The organism is Coleofasciculus sp. FACHB-1120 (assembly GCF_014698845.1).
In the GTDB taxonomy this organism is placed as follows: domain Bacteria; phylum Cyanobacteriota; class Cyanobacteriia; order Cyanobacteriales; family FACHB-T130; genus FACHB-T130.
The window spans coordinates 284,050-298,748 of the sequence record NZ_JACJTV010000003.1 but is presented as its reverse complement, the minus strand read 5'-3'; the positions used below and the strand labels follow the sequence as shown (position 1 = coordinate 298,748).

General features: G+C 46.5%; 9 protein-coding genes and 1 other RNA gene. 6 read left to right on the top strand and 4 right to left on the bottom strand.

Annotated elements, in window-relative coordinates:
• Positions 1–15: 15 nt before the first annotated feature.
• Both H6H02_RS05075 and H6H02_RS05070 read right to left on the bottom strand, forming a co-directional pair.
• Positions 16–5,091 carry a tetratricopeptide repeat protein gene (locus H6H02_RS05075; RefSeq protein WP_190815270.1) on the bottom strand — a complete coding sequence of 1,692 codons (5,076 nt, stop codon included), beginning with the start codon at positions 5,089–5,091 and terminating at the stop codon, positions 16–18.
• A 58-nt stretch (positions 5,092–5,149) separates the two neighbouring features.
• On the bottom strand, positions 5,150–5,302 hold the full coding sequence (locus H6H02_RS05070; RefSeq protein WP_190815268.1) for a hypothetical protein: 153 nt from the start codon (positions 5,300–5,302) through the stop codon (positions 5,150–5,152).
• A gap of 74 nt (positions 5,303–5,376) precedes the next feature.
• Here H6H02_RS05070 and H6H02_RS05065 point away from each other — a divergent pair, with 74 nt between their 5' ends.
• Both H6H02_RS05065 and H6H02_RS05060 read left to right on the top strand, forming a co-directional pair.
• Positions 5,377–5,871, top strand: a complete 495-nt coding sequence (locus H6H02_RS05065; RefSeq protein WP_190815266.1) for a thioesterase family protein — start codon at positions 5,377–5,379, stop codon at positions 5,869–5,871.
• A 77-nt stretch (positions 5,872–5,948) separates the two neighbouring features.
• On the top strand, positions 5,949–6,674 hold the full coding sequence (locus tag H6H02_RS05060) for a 2-phosphosulfolactate phosphatase family protein (protein WP_190815264.1): 726 nt from the start codon (positions 5,949–5,951) through the stop codon (positions 6,672–6,674).
• A gap of 90 nt (positions 6,675–6,764) precedes the next feature.
• Here the strand turns inward: H6H02_RS05060 and H6H02_RS05055 are convergent, their stop codons facing one another.
• A complete protein-coding gene (locus tag H6H02_RS05055) occupies positions 6,765–7,187 on the bottom strand; it encodes a response regulator (protein ID WP_190815262.1) in 423 nt (140 codons plus the stop codon).
• 251 nt (positions 7,188–7,438) lie between these two features.
• Positions 7,439–8,755 carry a lipid-A-disaccharide synthase-related protein gene (locus H6H02_RS05050; protein WP_190815260.1) on the bottom strand — a complete coding sequence of 439 codons (1,317 nt, stop codon included), beginning with the start codon at positions 8,753–8,755 and terminating at the stop codon, positions 7,439–7,441.
• Between the two features lie 224 nt (positions 8,756–8,979).
• Here H6H02_RS05050 and H6H02_RS05045 point away from each other — a divergent pair, with 224 nt between their 5' ends.
• From H6H02_RS05045 to H6H02_RS05030, 4 genes are all read left to right on the top strand, one after another.
• On the top strand, positions 8,980–11,127 hold the full coding sequence (locus H6H02_RS05045) for a BamA/TamA family outer membrane protein (protein ID WP_242040564.1): 2,148 nt from the start codon (positions 8,980–8,982) through the stop codon (positions 11,125–11,127).
• A gap of 63 nt (positions 11,128–11,190) precedes the next feature.
• Positions 11,191–12,918, top strand: coding sequence for a serine/threonine-protein kinase (locus tag H6H02_RS05040; protein ID WP_190815258.1), 1,728 nt, complete (start codon positions 11,191–11,193; stop codon positions 12,916–12,918).
• A 195-nt stretch (positions 12,919–13,113) separates the two neighbouring features.
• Positions 13,114–13,505: a transfer-messenger RNA gene (gene ssrA / locus H6H02_RS05035) on the top strand.
• A 439-nt stretch (positions 13,506–13,944) separates the two neighbouring features.
• Positions 13,945–14,691, top strand: coding sequence for a hypothetical protein (locus H6H02_RS05030; protein WP_190815256.1), 747 nt, complete (start codon positions 13,945–13,947; stop codon positions 14,689–14,691).
• Positions 14,692–14,699 lie beyond the last annotated feature (8 nt).

Here is a 14,699-nt window from a genome sequence, read left to right as displayed (position 1 = left end):
AAAACTCAAAACTCTTTAAAGTCCATTTCCTATCAAAATAAACGGTGCCCAATAATAGGGGTGAGAAAATTTTGAGCCGTTGCTGGGGGTTATCGGCGGTCGAGAGCCAGGTATTTGTTCGACAATAATGCCACCACGAGGATTGCTATTGGCTGCTGTTGAGACATTACCTTGTAGCAGATTGAGTTGAGCTTGGCGCAGTGCTTCCGCTTTGGTCATCGGTTTTTCAGAGGTGCCGTTGGCTAAATTTTTATAAAATTGCTGCATTAGGAAACTGGTACTGCTATCGTCCACAAGCCACAGGGAAGCCATCACCGCCTTTGCGCCCCGGTTTAAGAAGTGGTAAGCCATACTAGCAATTTCTATGCCGTCTTGACGGGGGCCAGCCAAAGCGGTTTGGCAAGCTGACAATACTACCAAATGAATGTTGCTTAACCCGGTTAAGGTTTTTATCTGGGGAATCGTGAGTTGTTCGCCGGTTCCTAATAGGAGGTAGGATTTATCCGCGCTATCCGGAACAAATACACCATGAGTCGCTAGGTGTAAAATTCTATAACCCTTTAGGTTATCTTGCAGGGTAGCGAAATCAAAGGAACGGTTCAGGAACTTTTGACCTGGATAAATTCCCTGGTTATTTTTGGTTTCTTGACGCACAATTGCATCGATTTCAGCAGGCACATTTGGTAGAGAACCGAAACCAGAGACAGCATCAGACAATCCCATTGCCAAAACAGGGCTATTTTGAGTACCGACAGGTAGTTTGTCGCGGGTGTCGGTATCCTCTGTCAATACATTGTAGACGGTGTATTTTTCAATTAAATATTGTTTTCCGTCATAAAGGGCACTCATAGGGATATAGCGCGTCACCCTATCAAGAGCAAAGACCAAGTTTTTTACCTGGTTATTCTTGTTCTGAAGTTCTACCTCTAAATCTCTGATTAGCCAGTTATAAAGTTTTAGGCTAACTGCTTGTATTTTAGTAGCTTCAGCAGAACTACAATGAGCAACCTTCTCACACTCCTTCATTAAATCGCGAAACTTTTTAACCGTCTTTCCTAATTCATTTCGGCCAACGTTAACTTTAACGGTTTTGACGGCACCTTCTTGGACATATAGTTGTAACCACAGTTCATTTTCTAGCACCAAAGGGTAAATCATTACCGTGCCTGGTTGTGCTTCGACAATTTCTTGAGCTTTTGCCAGTTTGTTTGGGTCAAAGAAAGCGTCATCTTTGGCACGGTTAGCGCGAATTTCTTGGTCAATTTTCTGCAATTGTTGGTCAAACTCAGCAATCAGAGAGGTACGGCGAGTAGTAAGCTCTTTAAGTTTGCTACAGTTAGTGCGATCGCATTCATTAATTTGTCTTGCTAAGGCAATGATTGACTCGCTTTGAGCAGGAATCTTTGTCTCCGTTGGAGAGAGTGGAATATTAAGTTTATCCCCCGTAGCACCTTTAGGACTGATGGCTTCGCGAATTTCCTGCTCTCTCAATAGTTGCTGCACTTGCAGCGCTTCTTTATCCCGTCCTTGGGAGAGCAACAAGGCTGCTAACTGACGATAAATATCAGATACTTTCACCTTGTCGAAATCAACTGTTGCATCCAAGAAAGAGTTTTGTAACTCTTGTGGTAAGCCTTCGATACCACGTCTGACTTCCTCAATTTTGTTAACCGATTGCTTGTAGTAAGTAATGGCAACACTTGACTGATCTAAATCTTGATAGATACGCGCTAACCCTGAATAAATGAAAGCATCAGCGCCAGGAGCTTGATTATCTGTTGCGATCGCAAGTGCTTGCTGATATACCTCAATGGCTTCTTCTTGGCGTCTAAATTTGCGATGGATATGTCCAACCAAAGTAAGAGCTTGTTTTTCCCAAACTTTATTTTGGACTTTTCTAGCAAAATTCAACCAAGTTTGGCCAGCTTCCATTGCTTGTTTGTCATTACCCAATTGCCCGTAACCAAGACTCAGCAAGATATTAGCAAATGCTTGGACTTGTGGCTGTTTAATTTCTCCAGCAATTGCTAATCCTTTTTGAGCGGATTCAATGGTTTTTTGGGGATTACCTTGGGCAAAATAGTTTTGAGCGATAAAAAGCAGCACCAGGCTTTCGTTAAAGCGATTTTTGAGTTGACGTAGTATGGGCAGTGCTTGTTGATAGAATTCGTTACTTTTTTGATAATCCCCCAGCTCAGCATAAACAATCCCCAGAGAAGTTAGAGGGAAGGTTTGTGCTGCTGGAATATTAGTTTCACGGGCAATTTTCAAACTTTGCTGAAGTGAATCCCATGTTTTCTGATATTCACCTAAATCTTTGTAGCGGTTACTCAATCGAGCTAAAGCATAAGATTCTAGCCTACGATTTTTCAATTCTCGCGCAATTGCTAATCCTTGCTCTCCTAACTGTTTGCCTTCTGTGGATTTGCCAATAATTCCGTAAGCGTTGCCTAAATTGATTAGTAACTCTGCTTCTTGTTCGCGATTATTTATTTTCCTTGCCTGTGCTAAACCTGGTTCTGCAACTGCAATTACTTTTTGGTATTCTCCCAACGCCTCATACATTTCACTAAGATTAGTTGCCGCCGCTACTTCTCCAATGAAATCTTTGTTTTTGCGCGATATCTCCAAAGACGTTTGTCCTACTGCTATCCCCTGTTCGTATTCTCCTTGAACTCGGTAGGCGTCGCTGAGAGTATTTAAAGCTAGGGCTTCCCGAGCAGAATTTTGTCTTTGTTGTGCTAAAGTTAAGGCTTGCTTGGCTGTTTCTACGGCTTTGGTAGTATCACCTAACAAGCCATAACTCTGGCTTAGAGACGTTAAAGCACTGATTTCATAGGTGTTCAGTTTTGCCTTTTGCACTACTGCCAACCTAGCTTGAGCAAACTCCACCGCTTTTTGATAGTTACCTTGGTTGGAGTAAATTTCTTCAAGAACATCCAAAGCACTGTGCTCTAGTTGGGGGTTTTCTAGCTGCTTGGCAATTGCTAAACATTGCTCAGCCGACTGCAGCGCTAAGGGATAGTTTCCCTGTTTGTTGTAAGCGCTGCTCAAGCTTGCCAGTGCCTTTGCTTCAAGCGAGGATTCTTTGATTTGCCGCGCAATGGTTAAGGCTTGCTGACTGACTTCAATGGCTTTCGGGACATCTTTGAGAGGTACATTGTATAAGAAAGCCAACCGCAGCAGCGCGTCTACTTCTAATTCAGGTTTACGGAGGGTTTGTGCACGCTTCAATAGCTGTTGCGCCCAATCAATCGCTTTGTCATATTCCCCAAGATTGCTGTAACTCAGGCTTAAGCCAGATAGTGCACTCGGCTCTATCCTTAAAGCGCTATCTTGTAAATTTGGCAATAGTTTAGCGATTTCGATTTGTCGCGCTACGGCTAATGCTTGCTGGTAGGTTTCAACTGCCTTTTGATTTTCTCCAAGTACGTTATAGGTGCTGGCGATAGTGAGTAAAACATCTGCCTCGCCCCGTTTATTATTTTGCTGTCGCGCAATTTCGACTTGTCGCAATCTAATTTCAATATATTTGTGAGAGTCATCCTGAGTGTTATAGATGCTGGCAAGCTGAGTCAGAGCTGAGTCTTCAATACCTAAATCCTTGGTCTCTCGCGCAATGTTCAGTGCTTGTTGTACGACTTCAACCGCTTTTCGCTCGTCTTGAAAAAAGCTGTAAGCTGCTCCCAAATGAATTAAAGCACCTGCTTCTGATTTTGGGTTTTTCAACTCTCTGGCAAGGGTTAGAGCTTCCTGTGCCAACTCTATCAGGCGAGAATAATCTGCTTTTGCTTGAGAATATATCCCTCTGTTTTGAGATAATATGGCTGTTGTGCTATATATTGCACTTAGCAATATTAGGCTTTCTAATTGCGCTGGTTCATCCTTGATTCCTCGGTGAATAGCTAATGCTTGCTGGTGAAATTCAATTGCGCGATCGCTATTGCTTTGCAAATAGTAAGCGCTTCCTATCAGAGAGAGAAGCTTAGCTTCTTGCGATTTGTTATTTAGAATTTCTCGCCCAATATTCAGTGCTTGTTGGTAAAATTCAATAGCGCGATCGTATTGATTTTGAAAGAAGTAAGAAATTCCTATTGAGGTGAGAATGGTAGCTTCTTGTGACTTATTATTGGCTTCTCGCTCAATTGGCAGTGCTTGCTGGTAAAACTCAAGCGCTCGATCGTATTGTTTCAGATTTCTGTAAGCATCTCCCATCCAGAAGAGAACACTAGCCTCTAATGAGCGAATTCCCGCTTCTTGAATCACGGGCAATGCTTGCTGATAAAGTTCTAAAAAGCGGTCATATTTTTCTAAATAGTAGTAAGCGTCTCCCAAGGCAATAAAGCTTTCGCCCTCACTAGCACGATTTTTTACCTCTCGGTTGACAGCCAACGCTTTCTCGCCCCATTCCAAAGCACGGGGATAGTCTTTCAGGCTCTCATAAACCCTGCCGATTCTTCGCAAGGTAATTCCTGCTTGGAACTTATCCCCTAGTTGTTCGTGTATCACCTGTGCTTGCTGTAAATTTTCTAAGCCTTTAGGATATTGCTGTAAGCCAAAAGCATAAGTCAGCCCAATATTACTGAGGGTTTGACCTTCCCCTGCTTTGTCTCCTACTTCCCGACGAATTACCAAGGCTTCCTGGAAGGTTTCTAAAGCTTTGTCCTGTTGCTGTTTCAAATAGTAAGCAAAGCCAAGGTTATCTAAGGTTTCCCCTTCTCCTCTACGGTCTTTTAATTCTCTACGAATTACCAAAGCTTGCTGCAAGACTTCTAAAGCTTTGTCATGTTGCCGCAACCAGTTGTAAACCTCTCCCAAATGGTTGAGAGTTTGCCCGATTCCGGTTTTATCGTTCAGTTTTTGGCGTATCTCCAGCACTCGTTGATAGGTAGCGAGTGCCTTCGGGTATTGCCCTAGCCGGTACTGCTGTACGCCTTGTTGAAAAAGTCGATCCGCTTCAGTTTTTCGGTCTTGAGACGTTGGTGCCTGTGCTAAAGCGCTTTCAGAAGGATCAAGGATCAAGGATGAAGGGTGAAGGGTAAGAAGCAGGGTAATCGTGAGAAGACTGAGGTGATAGACACGACGATGCATTTGGCAACTCCTCCACAAGCGGTTTAGCAGATGGCTGGCTTAGAAATTGGTCATTTCATCAGTAAGAAATCGGCAAAAAGCAGATGCTTTCTGAGGAAATCACGGTTGGCAAGCAGAAAATTTCTATGCTACCGGAAGAGATCCACGCTTGCGATCGCTTGTTACGGAAGAATCGCACTGAGAATAGCCCTCTCGCAGGCAGAAGAGTCATCTGAGGATCTCCGGAGGCGATCGCGCTCAGTCTAGAGGTACAATCCTCTAGGTGTACTGAGGACGATAGGCAACGTGTCAGAAGAACCACAAACCTCGCCATCACTGCCACCGACGGGCGCGATTGAAAGCGTATCTCTAACAGCTACGACAGAGAACTGGTTTGAATACCCAGTCAAAGCGCATCCTCACCATACTGACTATGCAGGGATTGTCTGGCATGGCTCGTATATTGCCTGGATGGAGGAAGCGCGGATGGAATGCTTGCGCTCGATTGGCATCGAATTTGCAGATTTAGTTGCCTTGGGATGCGATATGCCAGTTGTGGATCTTTCGGTGCGCTACCACCGCCCTTTGCGGATGGGAATGAGTGCTGTGCTGAAGACGCGCATGGCAGATACTGAGGGCGTCCGCATCAATTGGGATTATCAGATTCAATCTACCGATGGGCAAGAGTTGTACGTCACTGCCAAAGTCACGTTAGTGGTAGTAGATCGAGAGAAGGGTAAGATTATGCGCCAGTTACCACCCACCATGAAGGATGCGTTAGCACGCCTTTCGGCGGTTTAACTAATTGGTAAGCTTTTGTACCTAATGCTCCCTAAAATGTTAAGTCAATAGTTTTGATTGCAGGTAAAAGCTTAATTGTGAAGTTATTTGTCTACCACACACCCGAATTGACGCCCTCCGACAGCGTACCGGATTGCGCGATCGCTATCGACGTACTCCGCGCCACGACTACTATCGCCACCGCCCTGAATGCGGGTGCTGAGGCTGTCCAAGTCTTCAGCGATATGGAAACTTTGATGCAAGTCAGCGAACAGTGGCAAGCCGATCTCCGGTTGCGTGCCGGTGAACGAGGCGGTGCTAAAGTGTCTGGCTGCGATTTGGGCAATTCTCCCCTAGATTGTACGCCAGAGCACGTACAGGGACGGCGGTTATTTATCAGTACTACGAATGGCACTCGCGCCCTAACACGAGTACAGAAGGCTCCAGTGGTTCTGGCAGCAGCGCTGGTGAATCGTCAAGCAGTGGTGGAATACGTTCTCAGCAAGCAGCCGGAGACGGTTTGGCTGCTGGGATCGGGTTGGGAAGGTAGTTTTTCCCTGGAGGATACGGTGTGTGCAGGTGCGATTGCTCATTCTTTGCAAGAAAAAGGGTCGCTAGAATTAGCGAATGATGAAGGATGTGCTGCGATCGCTCTTTACCAGCAGTGGCACAATAATTTACTAGAGTTGTTCCACCACGCCAGTCACGGTCAACGCCTGTTACGCCTCGACTGTCAAGAAGACCTAAAATATTGCTCTCAAACCGATATTTTAGACGTGCTGCCGATCCAGCGGGAAATCGGAGTGTTGGTCAAGAATATCTAAGCACGCTTTTTCACTTTTCCCTGTCTGTACAATGTAGTTTATCAAGCGAATACGAACGGGAAATTTAGCGTTTATTGAGTCATGAGGCATCTAACTGGGTGGATTTGCGATCGCTCGATTAGATGCATCACGATTTTTAGAATCTAGCAGCTGTTTGATTTGATTCAAAATGATATCTAATCCTGCATCTTTCGCTAAAAAAGCATCTGCTTCTGGACAAATTTCCCGACCGAACTCTAACTCGTTGGCACTAATAAATCCGGTTGCTAAAACTAATAAAGGAGGATTTATCAACTTGTCTTTTATATGATTGATAATCTCGCAACCATCCATGCCTTTTTCATAAGGAGCCGGTGGAAGAGAAAAATCGATAATCAGTAAATCGTAACTTTCTATTTCTTGTAAAAATGTAAAAACTGTTTTATAAATATGAACTTCAAAATCTTTTCGTAAAAAGCGCTCTACAATCAAACACCAATTTTCATCATCATCCAATACACCTATCTTGTACATGGATTTTGATCCCTCTCTAATCAATGGCTGGATGAACCCAAACCTAAAATTTTATTTGCTTAAGCCAAGCAATCTCTTCTTAAAGAAACTTATCCTCTATTCTCTATTATAGTTTGGACATCAACTCAATGAATAAACGGATTGAGTATAAGTTGGCTAATCATTCCTTTCAACAAAGCTGAGGAAGCGTAGGGGAGGAACAATTTTGCTCCCCTACTGCCACTGAGAAATCGCAAGAATTGAACCTAAGGTCAAATGTAAAAACCCAACAAACGTTCCATTACACAAGCAGCAATCCGCTCCGCAGCTCCTGCTTCCCCCATGCGGCGGCGACCATTTTCAGCAATTAGTTGTAGCCGATCGGGATCGTGTAATAAATATTGCACAACCCCGGCAACTTTAGCGGGTTGTTCTACCAAAATCAGGGAAGGGCCCAGCAGGCGAGATTGAGCTTCGGCAAAGGCGTAGGTAAACTGAGGACCTTCTCCTGGAATCGCGATCGCGGGTTTCCCCAATCCAACAAACTGCTCAGTTGCTGTACCAGCCATTGCGATCGCTAAATCTGCTTGATTCAAACAATCGTTATAAGCGTGCTGAGTCAGAATCAGAGTGCCATTATCTTTCGTAAAAGTTAGGGCTTCTGGGTCAGAAATTGGTAAAGGAGATTTCTCACTTTCTCTCGGTGCATTGGATTCTCGCCAACCCTGAGCTTCAAGGGTTTGGCACAAAGGGTCTAAATTTAACCCAAGTGCGATCGCGCCCAGAAATAGGACGGGTCGAGGTGCAAACGCCTGCATTAACCCCACACAAGCTTGCATAATTTGCTGCCAATTGGCATAAGCTTCTGGAGGTCTAGAACCGGGAAGCAGCGCCACCATTAGCGATCGCCTCATCTCTTCTTGTTCAGCATTTGACGAATAAAATATTGCTTTTGGTCTGGGTGGTTGCAGGCCATCCATCATCGGGTTCCCTAAATCAAACGCCGGGATAGACCACTTCTTTAACATCTGAGTTGTCAGCCCATCTCTAGGAAACACCGCTTTACAACGCCGTTGACTCATCAGCCAACGTTCCCAAGGCAAGTAAACCGACCCAGACCAACCTTCCCAGCGCCCTCTTTGGTCGCGCCGTGGCAATGGCCCCGCTTCATCTCGCAAATAATATTCTGATTTAGCCGTACCCACAAAAGCATAGGGAACACCGCTTAACCAGCCAAACAATAGCGGGACAATATCCCCCACCGCCAGGATGACCCCTCTGCTTCGCTCCTTGGGTCTGCCTGGGGACGCCCACTTTCGGATCGCACGATGCTGGGCGAGGGTGAGCTGTAGTAAACCGCCCTGTACATCTCGCACTAGTTGACGCCCATCCATATAGATAAAGCCACCGGAGGGCATCGTTTGCACGTGACTAATGATGGGGATATCTAACTCAGCGTAAGCTCGCCCATCACCCACCAATGGCAAGGCTGCTAGTTCCAAAGAATGAGACTGTTGCTGAAGTTCTTGCAAAATCCGGACGGCAATAATGTCCTCCCCATGACCATTGCTGAGGCACAGTACCCTCATCCCAGACCTCCACAGATTTTAGATTTTCGATTGTTTCTCCATCGCCAATCCAAAATCCAACCTTCCTTGCTCCAGAGAAGCCAGGGAGAAATTTCAAAATTCAAAATCGACGAATGGAACCAGAAGGCAATAGCGAGTGTCAAATTTAACAAAACCTCATAAGCGATAAGCAATTAGCGATTTTACACTAGCTACCGTCTTATACCATTTCGCTGGATATCTGTATGCAATCTCCTTCTCCTCCTCTCTCTCCCTGGTTTTCTATAATGCGCGTTCCTTCTCTAGCTATTTGTACCTTAGCGGTTTTGGCTGCAAGCGATCTCGGTTCCCTTGCTAGCGCGAGTACAACTTCTACCACCCCGACCCAGACACCAAACGCTGAAGAAGTTGTCGTTGTCCCAGTCACTTCCGATGTGCCCTCCTCAACAGCCGCAACTCAAAAAATAGCAGATGCTCAGGTAGTTGTCCCGGTTACTTCGGGTACGCGCCGGTCATCCGCGCCAGCTCAACAACCCGTCAATAGCCAGGTAGTTGTTCCAGTTAATTCTGTCACTACCCGCCCCGCGAGAGCCATTGCTGCACCCGAAACCCGGACACTGCCTCAATTTACGCAGACGACTCGCGTTCCCCCAAAAGCGCCTGCTAGCTCTATCAATTCACCAGATTTGGTCGTAACCGCAACAGATATTGAGGTAGCGGGAGCAACACCAGAGTTGCAGCAAATTGTCCGTCAAACAATTAAAACTCGTCCGGGCGGCGATACCACTCAAAGCCAGCTGCAAAAGGATGTGACCGCGATTTTAGCGACCGGGCTATTTACTGATGCCAACGTAACCAGTTATACCGAGCCAAATGGACTGAGGACAGTCTTCGAGGTGAAACCCCTAGTGGTGCGATCGCTCAAACTTTCCGGTGCCCAAGCCTTGACCCCAGCAGTTGCCAATGACCTTTTCAAATCCCAACTGGGGACAAAAATTAGCCCCAATCTCCTCAACCAAAGTGCCGAACAAATCAACCAATGGTACAAGCAAAATGGTTATGTGGCAGCACAAGTGCTAGCCGTACAACCCAGCCGGGATGGGGTCGTCACCATTGAAGTTGCTGAGGGCACCGTTGGGGATGTGAAAATCCGCTTTTTAGACAGTGAGGGAAAGCCAACCAAAGGACGCACCCAAGAAAATTTCGTCCGTCAGGAGTTAAAACTGAAGCCGGGTCAACCTTTCCGGGTCGATGCGGCACGGACAGACTTGCAACGGCTGTATCAGTTAGGGCTGTTTGAGAACGCGGATGTTTCTCTCAGTGGCGATTCTCGAAAAGTTGACGTTAGCTACGACCTTACCGAACGCACTTCCCGCGCCGTCAACGTCGGTGGCGGTTACAGCGAGAACAGTGGCATCTTCGGCAGCATTAATTATAAAGACCAGAATTTCGGGGGCATTAACCAGCAGGTGGGTTTGAATGTCCAAGCAAGCCGCAGCGACTTACAGTTTAATGGGAATGTTACCAGCCCCTATCGCGCCAGCAATCCAGACCGCCCTGGATATAGTATCGAGGCATCTCGACAGCGGCAACTTTCCGAAACCTTTAATGAAGATGTCAAGTTGCCAAATGGGGACAAAGTTCGGGAAGGGCAGTTTGGCGGCGGTGTCACCTTCACGAAACCTGTGGGCGATGTGCAGGCATCGGTAGGAGTGAACTACACCCGCACCAGTATCCGCGATAGTAAAGGCAATCTCTCACCCGTAGATGAATTAGGAAATCGCCTTTCCTATAGCCAAAACGGTATCGACGACAAAGTTTCTGTGTCTGCTGGGATCGCACAAGATAAACGAGACAATCCGATTAACCCAACGAAAGGCTCGGTTGTCAGTCTCAGTACAGAACAATCGATCCCGGTTGGGAACGGCAGTATTTTGATGAACCGGGTTAAGGCAAACTACAGCCAGTACATACCCTTTAATTTAACCAACGGTGCAACTCCAGATGTATTAGCCTTCAACGTGCAGGGAGGCACAACCATCGGTAATCTCCCGCCCTATGAAGCCTTTAATCTCGGTGGCATCAATTCTGTACGGGGCTACGGAAGTGGTGATGTTGCCAGCGGTCGCAGCTATGTGTTAGCCTCTGCCGAGTATCGCTTCCCAGTTTTTAAGCCGGTAGGTGGCGTTTTATTCGCTGACTTCGGCTCCGACTTAGGCTCTGGCGATACGGTGCCGGGAGAACCTGGAACCGTTCGTGGCAAACAAGGAACTGGCTTCGGCTACGGAGCTGGTGTGCGCGTCCAGTCCCCGATTGGCTTGCTCAGGGCTGACTTTGGCATCAACGACCACGGTGAAAGCCGACTCCAATTCGGGATCGGTCAAAGGTTCTAACATCGGAAGGAAGAGAAATTTAAATGAGTTCAAATTAGCTCATCCTTCATTCTTGGTGATTGCATGGACACGCTAGTTGGCAAAACTTTGCAGGGTGGCAAATACACTCTCGATCGAGAACTGGGACGGGGTGGCTTTGGCGTTACCTTTCAAGCCACCCACCACTACTTGGGTCAACCTGTAGTCATTAAAACGCTCAACGATTCCCTCTGTCGGCATCCTGACTTTGCCCGATTTGGACGTCAGTTTCAGGATGAAGCAAGACGTTTGGCGTTGTGCGTCCATCCCAATATCGTTCGGGTTAACGATTTCTTTTTGGAAGCTGGGTTGCCCTACCTGGTAATGGACTATATTGCTGGTCAAACTTTGCAAGAGGTCGTGTTTCCGGACAAACCTCTGCCAGAGTCCGCTGCTATCCACTTCATGCAGCAGATTGGGGCAGCAGTCAAAGTGGTGCATCAAAATAATCTGCTGCATCGGGATATCAAGCCCCAGAACATCATTCTGCGCCAAGGAACTCAAGAGGTGGTGCTGATTGACTTTGGGATTTCGCGGGAGTTTACGCCAGACTCAACCCAAACTCACACAAGTATTGTTTCTGAAGGGTATGCCCCCATTGAGCAGTACCTACCCCAAGCAAAGCGCACCCCAGCGACGGATGTTTATGGGTTAGCCTCCACACTTTACGCGCTTTTAACGGCAACAGTTCCGACGCCTGCGGTACTCAGAGACAGGCAACCGATGCCAGCACCGCGCGACTTGAAACCTTACCTGAGTCCGGCGATAAATCAGGCAGTGATGCGCGGGATGGCTGTGGATGCTCAATATCGACCCGGCAGTGTGGATGAATGGCTGTCTCTGTTGCCGGATCTTCAGTTTGCAGGTTCCGTTGCCGAAATAATGCCTCCAACTCATACAGCGGCAACTGTGCCGGTTATCCCCATGTCACCGCCTAGAGGCGAAGCTTTGGCGGGAAAAAATTCGGGTTCAAGAAATGGAAACGCGATCGCATCGCCCGTCTCAGAAGCCAGAAACCATCAATCCCGTCCTTCCACCTTCCGAAGTCCCCGCAGTCTTTTCATTGCGACAGGAGTCGCGATCGCATCCGGTTTAGCGATCGCGTTGAGTTTTGTCGGGCGTCAGTCTCAACCGCCCGACGCCTCCTCTGTTGCCCCGGTTTCCCAGCCGCAAAATCAGCCGCAAGAGCCGCTAACTGTCACTCCCGAACCCATAGAGAAAATCAATAGCACCTCTGCTGAGTCTGAACGGAAACCCGTTGAAGTTCAAAAATCCTTCCGCAGAAAATCTCAGCAACAGCGCGTTAACCGGAATGTTCCAGCATCCAACGCTTCATCGAACTCCTCTAACTCGAACAAGCCGCAATCGAATGGTGAGACGAACAAGAACGCTGGACAGGCAGAAATAGAACCTCAGGAGCGAAAACAGCCGGTTCCTACATCCGAACAAACCCCACCGGCTGCTACCAATTCACAATCTTCTCCCGCTTCGGAACAGCCACCACCCGCCCCGGCTGCCACTCCACAGCCTCCTCCCGCTTCGGAGATAACGCCGCCATTCCCTCGTAGCGATCAAAAGCCGACGAATCCGGCACCCTCATCTTCTGCACCAGAGGCTTCCGCACCGCCGAGTTCAGTGGTTGTGCCCATTACAAAACCAAAACTAGAAACTCCATCCCAACCGGAATCGGAAAAGAAGTCTAAACCGGACAAACTGGACAAGCGGGATAAACCAGAGAAAGCGGAAAAGCAAGACAAGCAGAAGGATAATTAGCGACTGCTTGTATCACACGTTTGCACAGTTGGCAGTGATCGCGTTTCCCTCTAAATCTGGAATGCCAACTGGAATGCCAACGCCGATTAAACCGAACTTAATCGTTCGGCTATTACACCCCGAAAATCTCTCTGGAAATCTTCCTATCTCCAGCCACTCTTTCAACAAATAACTATAATAGGATATGTAAGACAGGGGGCCTTCATGGTTTCGACAGGTTGGCGAACGCTGCCCCGTGATTCAGGTCGAGAGTGAGTCTTCTCTCGTTAATACTGGACTCAAAAAAAAGTAACTGCGAAAAACAACATCGTAGCATTCGCTCGTCAGGCAGCTGTCGTTGCCTAAAAACCTCATCTTAGGTTTCTGAGCGTCTGTAGTCTGACTCCGTTAAGGGCTACAGAACAACCCCAACGGATGCAATAGCAAGTCGTCTCTGGTAGATTTGCTAGCTAAGACCTCATCAGAGAATCCTGTCATCCGGGATAATGGATGGTTCCCGCCTTGAGGATTAGATAGGCTAAACCTGTGAATGAGCGATAGGTTAATACCCAATTTGGACACGGGTTCGATTCCCGTAGGCTCCACTTTTAATTACTTTCTCAAACCACCTTCTACCCAAAAGTAGAAGGTGGTTTTTGCTTTGGGTAAAGCTCAGTTTTTATGATTTATACCAATTTTTCTGAGAAACAAACTTAGAAAAGCTTTTGGGTGCTGGTGCCCAAACTTCGTTAGACATCAGACTTAGGCTTGACATCTTGTTAAATCTTACTTAATCTATCATTAACTTATCCTTAATTATTCTACGTGTGGTTTCTACAAAAACACGAGCGGAACTCGTGTAATTTTTGCTGGAGATCGCCGCTAGCGGAGAAATCGTACACTTCTACTTCTTAATCGCCATTAGCACTCAAATAGCCCTTTAAAAATCAGGGGGATTTTTAAATCCTCCGTTTTACCGAGCTTAAATTTTTTAAGAGAGGTTTCAAAATGCAGTTTTTCATCTCTCCAAAGAAAGCTAGGAAATTTTTGACTTTTGTAGTAACGGGGTTCATCTTTGCCAGCCTTGCCAGCCAGTTAACAAGGCATTTCCTGTACCAGCAAGGCTATAAGCTCTTATGGTTAAATAAATTAGTAGAGCTATTCAACATCGATCGCGAGAAAAATTTTCCGGCATTGTTTTCAGCATCGCTGTTATTACTTTGTTCAATTTTGCTAGCGGTTATTACCTACGCAAAGAAAACTGAAAGCGATGGCTATACGTTCCACTGGGGCACTCTGTCGGTTCTTTTTCTCTTTCTATCGGCAGACGAATGGCTAAGTTTCCATGAAAAGACGATTGAGCCACTTCGAGATACATTTAAGGCTACCGGATTTTTATACTATACCTGGGTAATTTTCGGCATCGCTTTTGTAGTTCTTGTCTTGCTATTCTTTTTGAAATTTCTCGCCCATCTTCCTGCAAAGACACGGCGTTTATTTCTGATTGCCGGAACTTTCTTTGTTGGAGGCTCGATTGGCATGGAGCTAGTGAGTGGTTTTTACGTATCTAACTATGGTCGTTTAATTTGGGGAGCTACCTCAACCAAACAGACAGTAGAGGCAATCGTATATATGCTGATGTCAAGTCTGGAAGAGTGTTTAGAGATGGTGGGTGTTGTTGTCTTCATCTATGCACTGATGTCTTACATGAGTTCCTATGTCAAAGAAGTGCAAATCCGCATTGAGGAGGAAACACCGAAAGTTCCCTCCATCAAGTACCCAGAAAAAGTTTAAATCTTGAT

Excerpts from the sequence above, each read along its gene's own strand:
- H6H02_RS05075 (WP_190815270.1), bottom strand. The coding sequence starts at position 5,091 with ATGCATCGTCGTGTCTATCACCTCAGTCTTCTCACGATTACCCTGCTT.
- H6H02_RS05070 (WP_190815268.1), bottom strand. The coding sequence starts at position 5,302 with ATGACTCTTCTGCCTGCGAGAGGGCTATTCTCAGTGCGATTCTTCCGT.
- H6H02_RS05055 (WP_190815262.1), bottom strand. The coding sequence starts at position 7,187 with ATGTACAAGATAGGTGTATTGGATGATGATGAAAATTGGTGTTTGATT.
- H6H02_RS05050 (WP_190815260.1), bottom strand. The coding sequence starts at position 8,755 with ATGAGGGTACTGTGCCTCAGCAATGGTCATGGGGAGGACATTATTGCC.
- H6H02_RS05045 (WP_242040564.1), top strand. The coding sequence starts at position 8,980 with ATGCAATCTCCTTCTCCTCCTCTCTCTCCCTGGTTTTCTATAATGCGC.
- H6H02_RS05040 (WP_190815258.1), top strand. The coding sequence starts at position 11,191 with ATGGACACGCTAGTTGGCAAAACTTTGCAGGGTGGCAAATACACTCTC.